Source organism: Synechocystis sp. LEGE 06083, assembly GCF_015207725.1.
Taxonomy (GTDB): Bacteria; Cyanobacteriota; Cyanobacteriia; order Cyanobacteriales; family Microcystaceae; genus Synechocystis; species Synechocystis salina.
The window spans coordinates 1-11,811 of record NZ_JADEWJ010000002.1; the positions used below are offsets into that span (position 1 = coordinate 1).

Annotated in this window: 8 protein-coding genes; 3 read left to right on the plus strand and 5 right to left on the minus strand. The window is 47.2% G+C overall.

Features of this window, described 5'->3' with window-relative positions; all coding sequences use genetic code 11:
* The coding region (locus IQ219_RS00200) for a tyrosine-type recombinase/integrase (protein WP_368667535.1) at positions 1-558 on the minus strand (558 nt) is incomplete at its 3' end.
* Between the two features lie 260 nt (positions 559-818).
* Between IQ219_RS00200 and IQ219_RS00205 the strand changes: the two genes are divergently transcribed.
* Complete coding sequence (locus IQ219_RS00205) at positions 819-1,307, plus strand: zinc ribbon domain-containing protein (RefSeq protein WP_194071322.1); 489 nt, start codon at positions 819-821, stop codon at positions 1,305-1,307.
* Entirely contained in the window at positions 1,304-4,294 is a 2,991-nt protein-coding gene (locus tag IQ219_RS00210) for a Tn3 family transposase (RefSeq protein ID WP_194071323.1), read from the plus strand. The genes IQ219_RS00205 and IQ219_RS00210 overlap by 4 nt, the downstream gene beginning before the upstream one ends.
* A 1,428-nt stretch (positions 4,295-5,722) precedes the next feature.
* Here the strand turns inward: IQ219_RS00210 and IQ219_RS00215 are convergent.
* From IQ219_RS00215 to IQ219_RS00235, 4 genes are all read right to left on the minus strand, one after another.
* Entirely contained in the window at positions 5,723-5,869 is a 147-nt protein-coding gene (locus IQ219_RS00215; protein ID WP_194071324.1) for a hypothetical protein, read from the minus strand.
* A gap of 184 nt (positions 5,870-6,053) precedes the next feature.
* On the minus strand, positions 6,054-7,502 hold the full coding sequence (locus IQ219_RS00225; RefSeq protein ID WP_194071326.1) for a DEAD/DEAH box helicase: 1,449 nt from the start codon (positions 7,500-7,502) through the stop codon (positions 6,054-6,056).
* The gene (locus tag IQ219_RS00230) at positions 7,495-9,597 is read right to left on the minus strand and encodes a hypothetical protein (RefSeq protein WP_228016595.1); all 2,103 of its coding nucleotides are present in this window, start codon (positions 9,595-9,597) and stop codon (positions 7,495-7,497) included. The genes IQ219_RS00225 and IQ219_RS00230 overlap by 8 nt, the downstream gene beginning before the upstream one ends.
* A gap of 309 nt (positions 9,598-9,906) precedes the next feature.
* A complete protein-coding gene (locus tag IQ219_RS00235) occupies positions 9,907-10,077 on the minus strand; it encodes a hypothetical protein (protein WP_194071328.1) in 171 nt (56 codons plus the stop codon).
* Positions 10,078-10,949: 872 nt separating this feature from the next.
* Between IQ219_RS00235 and IQ219_RS00240 the strand changes: the two genes are divergently transcribed.
* Positions 10,950-11,753: a hypothetical protein gene (locus IQ219_RS00240; RefSeq protein ID WP_194071329.1), complete on the plus strand. Its 804-nt coding sequence runs from the start codon at positions 10,950-10,952 to the stop codon at positions 11,751-11,753.
* The last annotated feature ends 58 nt before the right edge of the window (positions 11,754-11,811 follow it).

Sequence of the window (11,811 nt, forward strand, 5' to 3'; positions counted from 1 at the left end):
GGTATGGCGCAAATCATGTAACCGAGCCTTTTTTAACTCAGGATAGGGTGCAATCAAGGATTGCCAACATTGATGAACCCGACGATAGCTGATTCGAGAAACAGCTAATGAGATAGGTTGTCTAGCTGTAAATAGCGCATCATCACCAAGATGCCGTTCACATTGTAGGTATTGAGTAAGAGCAAGTGCCGTATCTTGAGAAAAAAAACACCATCGTTGTTTATTTCCTTTGCCCACAACCTGAAACCGTTGCGAATCAAAATCAATGTCATCAAGATTGAGTTGTAGCACTTCCGCAATACGTGCCCCACTGCGATGTAGCAAACTAATAATCGCTTGCATCCGAATATCTGATGCGACGGCTTGATAAAGGCATCGGAGTTGAGCTTCTGTTAGATAACGAATCGGTTCATCGGAAATATGTTCTCCCTGCTCAGCATCAGGCTTTGGCTGCCGCAGACGAGCAATGGGATTACTTTTTATATACCTTTGTTCTACAGCAAAATTTAATAGAGCTTGAACTATAGCTTGATGCTTTTGTCGGGTGGTGTGGGCCAAATAAGTAAGCCCTTGCAAATACTCAGCGAAATCAGTCCGTTCGAGAGCGTTAATAGGCCATCGGCCATACTCGGCCAAGAGGGGCATCAACGTTGACTCATAGCCTTTGATTGTCTTCTGATTTAAACCAGGTCGTTTCAGAAACTGAGCTGTAACTGTAGCTAAGTTAGGGGACACACTTAAGATAACCTGAGGGTAAAATAAGTATTATTAATAAGTTCTAGAATAACATTTTTTAAAATATCTGAAGGTATAGTTTATTGTCTACTTTAGATGCTCGCCAACTGCCAAAAAACCAAGAATCCTTAGCTGATTATGTTACTCGGCAGAGGGAAACTCTCGGATTAAGCCGCCAGATGGTGGCACAAAAGGCCGAGATACATCTGCAAAGCCTTGGCAAGATTGAACGCGGTCAAACGTGCTCCCTTAATCGCCGTACCTTATCCGGGTTAGCCATAGCCCTGCAAGTGCCGATGGATTACCTGGAGTCCGTGGCTCGGGGCCAGACTGAAACCCTAGGCCCGTCCCTGAAGTTTTGCCCCCACTGCTGGCAACCGGGTACCGCACCAGACCCCATTTGGACTGATGCCCGTGCCGAGTTCTGTTTCCTATGCGGCACCGCTCTCCAAAAATGTTGTGCTGGCTGCGGTGAGAAGTTGGTGTCCTTAACCTTTCGATTTTGTCCTTTCTGCGGTCAATCTTATCAAGCAACCAGCCAGGCTCCCTCCGTCTCTGCTGTACCAGAATGACTGCGCTAGACCGCACTGCCTATCCTTACTTCAAGCAAGTGCTCAGCCCAGAAGAATTAGCCGCATTTTATACCCCCACTGTAGAAGAGTTGGTACTGGCAAGAGCACGGGTGCGCCGGGCATCTAACCGCCTCAGTTTCTTGGTACTCTTAAAGTCTTTTCAACGCTTGGGTTACTTTCCCCAGTCCGACGTCGTTCCCGTTGCAGTGATAGACCATATCTGTAAACACCTAAACCTAGCAAAAACCATCTCACCAGTTGCTCCGGAAGGTTCTTGTTATCGCTACTATCAGATTATTCGTACCTATCTTCAGGTCAAATCCTATGACACTGACGGCGAGCAGGTTGCTACCGCTGCAATTGAAACAGCCGTGACGGTGATGGATCACCCCGCAGACCTGATTAATGTGGCAATAGAAGCCCTAGTTAAAGAGAGCTATGAGTTACCCGCCTTCAGCACCCTCGACCGACTAGCTGGACACCTACGTGCCCTTAACCACACTCTTCTATTCGAGCAAGTTTGTTCCCAACTTAACCAGGACGAACAAGATTACCTTGATGGACTGATTACTCAACCGATGCCTGAGACCAGGGCCTTCTTGAACCAGCTCAAAGCGCCCCCCCAGAAGGAGAGTTTGAAGCACTTTGCCAATCTGCAACGTGCTTTTGATGAGCTGATGTCCTTTGGGGATACACAGCGCCAGTTGAATGGGGTGACAACCACCAAGATTAAATATTTAGCGGCCTATGCCAAGACTCTGGATATCGCAGAATTCCAGGACATTAACCTAGCGAAACGCCGTACCCTTTTACTTTGTTTGCTCTATCGCGCTCAGGTGACGATGCAAGATAATTTAGTAGAAATGTTCCTCAAAAGGATGCGGAAAATAGATGCCAATGCCCGTAAACGATTACTCGAACTCAGAGAACAACATCTGGCCCGTACCGAGCGACTATTAGGACTGTTCAGTCAAACCCTCACCCTGGTAGTGACTAAATCTGAGGCGCTGCCGTTTCAGCAGTCAATGCAAAGATTACTGGCGGCGGAAGGTGGGGCGGAAGAATTATTAGCTGAATGTGAAGAGCTGCGGGCCTATAATTCTCAGAATCATCTATCACTTATGTGGCGGTTCTATGCCCCCTACCGTAAGGTGTTGTTTAAGCTAGTACGAATACTTGATATCCGCTCGACCAGTGAAGATTCGACCCTAATGGATGCGATGGCGTTTGTTTTGGCTCATCAAGAGAAACGGCGCAAGTATTTACCGATGGACATTGACGTCAGTTTTATTAGTGGCGCTTGGCGACAGTTGGTCATCTCCACGGTCGATGGTGAAAAAAAACTTGTCAGACAGCATTTGGAGGTCTGTATCTTTGCTTATCTAGCAGTGGAATTGATCAATGGTGATGCCTTTGTGACTGGCTCAGAAGAGTATGCCGATTTTCGTCAGCAGTTATTGTCCTGGGATGATTGCGAGCCTTTGGTAGCCAACTATTGTGACAATTTGGGTATTCCGGCGACAGCGGCAGGACTGATTGAAAAGTTGCAGGCAACGCTAAAAAAACAGGCGGATGAGGTAGATGTCCAACTCCAGGTAGATCAACAAATTTCCTTTAATGATGACGGAGATCCCGTCTTGAAACGAGTGCCGGCAGCGCCTGTCCCCAAGGATGCCGAAGCCTTTATGCTGGCTCTCTCTGAGAAAATGCCGGAGCGCACTGTGCTTGATATTCTCGGTAATGTGGAGCACTGGCTACATTGGACACGGCATCTGGGTCCCCTTTCTGGCTCTGAACCGAAGTTGGCGGATGCGACTGAGCGATATATCCTCACGACCTTTGCTTATGGCTGTAACCTGGGACCAAACCAAACAGCCCGCCATCTACAGGGGCAGACCACAGCTCATCAACTGTCCTATACCAGCCGTCGCCATATCAGCATAGAAGCTTTACAGGTTGCCATTCGGGACATTGTTAATGCCTACCATCGGCTGCAGTTACCAAAATGCTGGGGCACCGGGGACCGTGCGGCGGCGGATGGTAGTAAGTTCGAGACCTATGAGAATAATCTACGCTCGGAGTATCACATCCGATACAGGGGGTATGGAGGCATTGCTTATCACCATGTTTCAGATCAGTACATTGCCCTGTTTACTCACTTCATTAGCTGTGCTGTGTGGGAGGCGGTCTATATCCTAGATGGGTTAATCAAAAATACATCGGACATCCAGCCAGGCATCCTTCATGGGGATACTCAAGGTCAGTCCTCGCCTGTGTTTGGGCTTTCTTTCTTACTTGGTATTGAGCTGATGCCTCGCATTCGCAATTGGCACGACCTCAAACTCTTGAAACCCACTGTGGATAATGCTTATGAGTTAATTGAGCCGTTGTTCAAAGGAGTACCTGAATGGGCATTAATTCAAACCCACTGGAAGGACTTGATGCGGGTGGTACTCTCAATCAAGGCTGGGAAGCTAATGCCCTCGACATTGCTCAGAAAACTGAATAGCTACAGCCGTAAGAATCGCTTGTACAAGGCATTTCAAGCCCTTGGCAATGTCATTAGGACGCTCTTTTTGTTGCGTTATGTTTCTGAGCCTAAACTTAGGCAGCAAATCACGGCTTGCACTAATAAGGTCGAGCAGTACCATCAGTTCCTTGATTGGGTTTTCTTTGCCAAGGCTGGTTTAATCACGGATAACGATCCTGTGGAGCAGGAGAAACGCCTTAAGTTCCTTGAACTTGTTGCTGATGCCATCATCTTGCAGAATACAGTGGATTTATCCCAAGCAATTCAGGCTTTGAATGACGATGGCTACCCCATTACCCCTGAGCTATTGGCGGGTCTCAGCCCTTACCTAACCAAGCATATCAAGCGCTATGGCGATTACTTCCTCGATTTACTCACTCCCCCCAGCCCATTAGAGGAAATCATGGCACTCCCTTTCCTATCCTTAAGCCACACAGTAGTTAGTAGTACACCATGAAATCCCTACTCCACAAACGTTTCAGCTAGATGTGAAGGTTTTTACACGTATCTCGGCATGGGGTCGGATAGGCTAGGAATTCATGAACGGACGGTTCAGAAGTGGGGCAAGAAATTGGGCAACACTCCACCGGAATACAGACCCAAGGGAAGCCAAGAGGCGATCGTCGTGCCACCGTGGGAATTTAGGAACGGGCTATGGTATCCAGTCAACGAGGAAAATTAAGTTTGGATTTTTCCCCAATCCCTAGGCATAGTGCTAATGGTTAACCCATTTCAAATGCTTAAACTGCGGGGGGGTAGGTAGTATCACGACCCCTTTCTTGCTTACCATCATCGTCCGTTTTTGACATAGCAAACTGTGACACGGGAAAAATGTTTGCGACTTTTTGGTCAAGTTGACACAGTAAAGAGGTATTGTTTTCTTGTCTACGGGGAAATTAATTCAGGGCAGGAAAATTAGATAGACCCCAGTTTGAACTACAAATGTTAGTGCAAAAAAAAAAGACCCAAAATAGAGATCGTGGTAAGTGTCCTATCGCTGAAAGTACCGGAATTAAAAGATTCTTTTCAAAACCACAGCCTCGCCTTTATCGAGAACAGCCCTTAATTTTTAGAATTTTTTAACCGGGTTGATCGGAAACCCAGCGAGTTCAAGTAAACCACTAAATTTAAAACACTATATTTCACCGTTCCCTACCAAGCTTTTGGCAGCGGCAACGCCTAATCATTTTCTGAGTTCTCTTCATTGGCGATCGCTGTTGGGAACAGTAGGAAGTTTTCGGAATTGTTGAACCGGGTTAGTCGGTGTTCGGCAACAGCTGCCTAAACTGACCGTAGCCCTTGACAGTAAAGGGTTTGAGGTGTTCGGCTTCCATGCCCTTTTATCCCGTCAAAGGGTGTTACCTCTGCCAGGCGGAGGAATAAGACAAAGGGGGTCTGCCTGATGTATCCCCTTTGAAAATTATTGGGTCGGTCTGACCGACGTAATGTGACTTAGACAATGGCGATGGCAATGACTAATAGATTTCCAGGGCTAGGCAAAAAAAGCAGTAAATTAAAGCCCCGAACACTTGGCTCAGTTCCCCACCATCCTATGTGCAGCGGTTGAAAGGTTTGGGACATATCAAAATCCCTTAAACTTCCAGAGCTCCCACAGGGTAAGGCTTTTAAATAATTTCGCCACAGGAAAAAATGGGCAACGATCCCACCGTTTTTTAAGCTAATTCTCCCAAATTCAAAACAAAACTATTAAACCGGCACAACGGCGATCGCTTCCTCCAATGGCTAAAACTCGCACAGGGTAAGGATTCCTTTATATCAAATAATATTGATAGATTAAAGCACAGATAACTGTCTGTCCCACCACCACCGCCCATAAAAATTTCCGTATCTAGGGATAGAAAGGGCAACCCTGATGGGCTTTACTTTAATCCCTACGGAGTGCCTTTTCTGTACTGTCCACTAGGGCAAGGGCTTCCTCTGGGCTTCGGACAACGTGGATAGTCCACCCCATGGCGATCGCCTTTTCCTGTGCAGTGGTGAGGCGGTCACGGTTGAGGGTTCTTAACTTCAATCAGAACGGTTTCCCCCTTGGGGTTCAATGCGATTAGGTCGGGGCAACCTTGTCCAACTGTGGAAAGGTCAAATATCAAGCAACCCTTTTTCCTCAGTATGCGGACTATCTCGGCTTGATTATGGTCTGTCCTTGGTCGATAACGCATGGTGTCAGGTGCTAGGAGTGTTGTGCTTTGGGCAAATTAGGGGGCAATATTGCGGGCATAGCTGGGCAATGGTGGCGGAGTTGCTTTGGTTTCCCCGGCGGTTTCCTGTTCAATGAAGCGAGAAATTCCCCAGGTAGGCGATCGCCCAAGGAAATTGGCGTAGGCAATCCAGACATCAGCAGGGGGGCAAGCGTCGCAAATTTGGTAATAAAGCCATCCCACTTTGTAGCCCCGGCTTTGTTGAACGGCTAGGATGTTTCCCCACCATTCCCCCCAAGGGCTTTCCAATTCCTCCACTTCCACCAATTGGGCGGGCTGTTCTTCTATTTCGGTTGGCTCTACTTCGACTATTTCCCCATCAGGTTTTCTTTCCAACCGGCGATCGCCATCAAGATTTTCCACTCCTTCCAATGTCCATATCCGTTTCCGGGTGGGCAATCCGTGGATCATGTGGTTCTTTGTATGGTCAAGCAATATTGCAAAATCTTTCCCAGGTGCGGGCCTTAATGCCCTTCCCGCCATTTGAAGCCACAGCCCAAGGGATTTAGTGGGGCGGGCAATCTGCACGGCTTCCAGTGCCGGAATATCCAAACCTTCCCCAAATAGTCCGCAGTTGCTAATTACTTTGATTTCCCCCTCAGCAAAACGGGCTAAGGCTTCCTTCCTCACATCTGAGGGAGTTTCCCCATCAAGGTGAATTGCGGAAATACCAGCGGCGTTATAGCGGGCGGCGATCGCCATGGAGTAAGCAACGCTGATGGCAAATACCAAGCAACGGCGATCGGGACAATGGTGGCGATATGCTTTCACCAAATCACCGGATAACTTAACCACGTTGTTAGCTTTGGCTAATCCAGCGGCGGAAAAATCCCCGGCAACCGTGCGGACTCCCTTGGTTTCCATCGACTTGGCACCGAATAACTTAAACCTGGACAGGTGCCCCAGCTCTATTAATTCCTTCACCGTTGGGCCACATACCAGGCCATCAAACAAGTCACGGAACCCACTGCCATCGGTTCTAATTGGTGTCGCAGTTACCCCCAACTGATAGGAACCGGGGTAAGCCTCCAAGATTTTCCTGTAGGTCTTGGCGGTGGAGTGGTGGGCTTCATCCGTAACAACCAAACCAAAATCGGGATACTCCCTCAACCGGTTAACCAAGGTTTGAACTGATGCCACCTGTATCGGGAACAACGGGGCGGAGGCAATGCCCGACTTAATAACTCCTACCGGCTTCCCCGTTACCGTTTCCAATTTGGCGGCCGCTTGGGTAATCAATTCCTCACGGTGGGCTAGGACTAAAACCCGATCGCCGTGCCGGGCAAATTCTTGGGCAATGGCGGAAAAAATAACCGTCTTTCCTCCCCCGGTTGGTAACTGGGCCATAACCCTAGGGGCTGACTTCCACTGCTCAAAGATTCCTTGCAGTAAGGCTTCCTGGTAATCCCTAAGTTGAATTGTTGCGGCGGTGATTTGACTAGCCATGGGCGGTTCCTCCATTGGGTTGGTGGGTCCGATCGCCGTTCGGAAAATATTCGGCAATCAATTCAGGCGGGGCGTGTTGCAATTCCGGCAGGTAGGCAAGGGAACCAATCAACCCAGGGCTTTGGCAATCTGGCTTATGCAATCGGCACCAAATCCCGTCACCGTCAATCGAAGCTAACTTCATCAGGCGATCGGGTCTATCCGGTTCAATCACCCAGTCCCCCGGCTTTAATCCCTGCAGGTTTGGATCATCGGTGATCGGAACCAACACCGGGCGGTTAATAATTCGAGTCCCTGGTTTAACTGATGGCTGGAATTGCCTCTGGGCTTGACTTTCGGAGTTATTCACAATCGCTAATCTGGGTTTAATTAGTACAGTATTTTGTATTGAAAATGCGTCTATCTCCCTCCCTGTATGGGATTGGGGCATTTTGGTTTTAGTTGAGGCGCAAAAAAATAGTACAGCGCATAGAAAAAGTTCTGGAGAGAAATCTCTACCCGGCAGAAGAAGCGTAAATAATTCTTGATGCTGGCGAGTAGGCGACAAGGAAAGGCAACTCAAGGTTTTTGTTGGGGGGTGTGGGGCTATCGACTCAATCCCTTGCTGGGCTTGGTGTTGAGCTTCTTCCATGATAGGTAGGCGATCACCGTGGAGTACAGGGTCAAATCGGGGGTGCCATAGCTCCAGATATTCCGGCTTCCATAGGCTGCTTTTGGATATTCCAATCAATTGGATTAATAACCTCTCCCTAGCCTTCACACCATTGGGTAGCTTGCCGTCAAGTTTGAGGTCTTCCATTGCCTCGATTAGCCTTTCCATGGCCGCTTGCTTCCGTTCATCGTTGCTAGGGCCAGCGGGCTTGTTTTTTTTCTTCGGTTCATAGGCGTAATATTTCCTTTCGGCACAGTGGGCCCAACGGCTAGCCCAGGCTTCTATCTCCCCTTGGTGTCTGCAATGTTTGGAATAGTCCGGGGTGCCGATCGCCGTTTGGACAATGTAATTAACTAAGTGATCCCCGGTCAGTCTTTCAAATACCACTCCATAGCGGGCAATGATTCCTAACCGGGTATTGCTGTCGTGAGGTTCCCAGGGTTGGGCAATGGCGTGGGCATCCTGTAACTTCCATTGCCTTGCTTTTTTGTTGTGCGGTGCAAATCCGTTGGGCTTGGCAAAAGGGTTGTAATTGGCCCTGGCTTCTGTACAGGCTTCCAACAGCAAGTCAATGTCACAGGCGATCGCCGTTTCTTCCAGTTGGTCTAGGAATACTTCTAGGCTTTGGCTATAGGGGGCAAAGTCATCATCAAGCAGGGCACTGCCTGAACCGGGCTGTAGTGGCAACCGGCCGCCGTTGTATTTGGTGATTTCCCCCTTAGTCCAACCCTTGCGATTAGGGAATATCTCTAAATTGCCGGGGCTGATGTCAAAGCCAAAGCGGGCTAAAACTTCAGGTACAGCACAGCTCAGGGCAAAGGTGGGGACTTGCTGGGGGAAACCAAACCACAGGTGCCAACCGCCGCTATAGCTTGACTGGATTAAAACTTGCTCCCCAATGCCAATAGATTCCAAGGCCTCACGCATTGCCTGTAAATCGGCTTCATTGTGATATTCCCCGGTGGCATCAATGTCCAGAAGACCAACGGTGGTTTCTTTGCCAAACCGTAAGCCGATCGCCGTGGTGGGGTCTTTCCATAACTCCCAAATTTTGGCGGTGCTGATGCGGTGCTGTAATGTTTTCCACCCTTCCCCGTTGTTAACAATGGCATAGCTCCCAAAGTTGAAATACTGGGTAAACCTTTCCCCCAAGGGGTCTAGCTTGATGGGCTTCTCTACTTCCCAGGGCTGGGGTTTAGTCTTAGGCTTGATGGCCACTGCAAAATAGTTGCCACCCTCAACCATTACCCGGAAACCACCTTGGCAGAAATGCAACTTGGCTTCTTTCCCTGCCCATTTCCTGATGGGAATACATTCCAGGTGTCCATTAATCTTGACCATCAACCCTTCTCGATTGCTGGCAACTACGCCCCTGGGCTGGTGCCGATCCCCTAGCATCCTTTTGGCTAATCCCATTGCCCCCCCCTGCCAACCGATGGCCACGGATGGCAATCGGCTATGCCCAGAGCAAGAAATTTTGCCCGCGGGCATAACCAAATCAGCAGGGCTATAACCCAGATAAATAGCCGGGTTGGTAGCTGTACAATGAGGGAAAACCCGTTGCCCAGGGTTAAAATTTTTTGACCGGCCCTATTGCCGACATCCCTGGTAATTGCTAAAAATTGCATAGGACAAGGCCCCCTCCCCGCCGGATGGTTAGCCTTTTATTCGATTTGTTCGATTTGTTTGTTAACCCCAAGCACTCTCGCCGACCAAAGTTCGAGTGCTTGGGGTTTCCCTTTTTAAATTGTTTCAAGCAAACTTCCTATCCTCTTGACTAAGTCGTTTGATTTCATTGGCAATGGCCCAACGGATAGGCCGGGATCTGCTTTCGTCATTGAACCAAGCCGCTTCATCAGCTTGAGAACGTAATACCCCGCCCCGGCCGTAAATGTTAAAAAATTCTGATTTGGACTTTTCCATAGATTTCTGCCTGACTGCTTACCTATATTGTATTTATACGCTTCCAAAAATCATACCTGACTTTTCTAAAGTCCCGATTGATTGAATCGAAAATATTGCCAAAATTTACAATTCTCCCTAACTAGAACATTAATTAGTAAAAAATTAAGTTTAGCGCGTAGAATAGTATCTAGTAATGATTATGAAAATATAAAGCCTAAAAAAGCTAAATATTATTAATATAAATAAATCTAAAGATTCTTGTTCATCATTTGTTATTAATGTTTGCTATAAGGCTATTAATAATTCTCAGAATAAATCATACAAAGTTAGTGAATTTGAGAAAATATACAAAGATTTTAAAGGGGCTTTTGAAACATAGCTTGAGACGGAAAGTAAGGCTCAGAAAAGAACAAGAGATTTTAATAATGAGTCTCGTCTCCATTCTATGAGTTGGCGCTATGGCAAACTAGAATATGGCCACAGAACTGGGGGAACTTATGGATGAACAAACACTAACCATAAACATGATAATTATTTCAATCGTGCAATGGCAGACTATTGAAATTGACCTATAAAATAAGACATTAACAACCTAAACTAACTCTACTAAATAATTAATCTGAGCCTCAAGCTTATGGGGTCGTCAAAAAGAATATTTACTTCACGAGAAAGAAGATTATAAATATAGTATAAATGTTTCTATTTATGATATAATTGTATTACGAGTCGAGAAGATATTACAGCGAGATAAGGCGCGTATCAGGGTTCTTGTCTCCGTCTCGTTACTAAGGCATTTACTTCTTTTTAATACCTCCTATCCTCCTCCTTTGGGCGGGGTTAATTTCGCTGTTTTTTTCTCGACTGTTTATTGCCCATCGGAGCAGACAGTTATGGTTTACGTCGATCCTGTTCGAGCACAGAATATCAAGCAATTTTTATCGATGGTTTCTGTGCAAAAACTTCAACCCTACTATTTGTTTATTGAGGAGGATATTTTATCCGTTGATTTGGCTTTGCGGTCTTACCACGACTACACCTATAAGCAGTATTTTGCTCGTCCCAAGGAGGTGCGCTATCAAGAGTACTCTACTCGATTACTCACTTTCCTTAATCGGCGACACCATGCCCAGGCTGGTATCTTTATAATGCGGACAGCTTTGTTTGAGGGGGCTGTTACTGAACCTAGTTTATCTTTGTGGAATGCACTACAGCCCCATTGGTCGAGGATCATTACCGCTACTCCTGAATCTATTGGTTATTTTTTTGCCCCTTATTTAAAGTTTCTGGAGGAGTATTTCAGCTTACCGGAGGAGAAATATTCCCGGCAATTTCATGCCACTATCAGTTCTCATCTTTGCCATGTCCGCAATCAGATTGCTACTTATGCTGTTTTGGATGATGGATATGGTCACTGGAAGGAACGATATTCCCTTTGGCATAAGTTGTTGACTTACGATCAGGCTGAGGCGGATCACCTTGCTGCCCTTAACTACCAAGATTTCCTCCGCACTGATTATTGGCGGGTTGTGGCACGTAATTGTAGGTACAACGCCTGGTATAGATGTCAGTTTTGCGGCCTGAGGGATACTTTAGATGTTCATCATTTGAATTACGACTTCCGCGGCCAGGAGATTCTTTTCCCCCATACCATTACCTGTATCTGTCGTCAGTGCCATGACCAAGCACACCAATAAGTTGACTGATTAGACTTCCCCCCTGCTTTGCACTATTTCCCCCACCGGAGATGGTGCT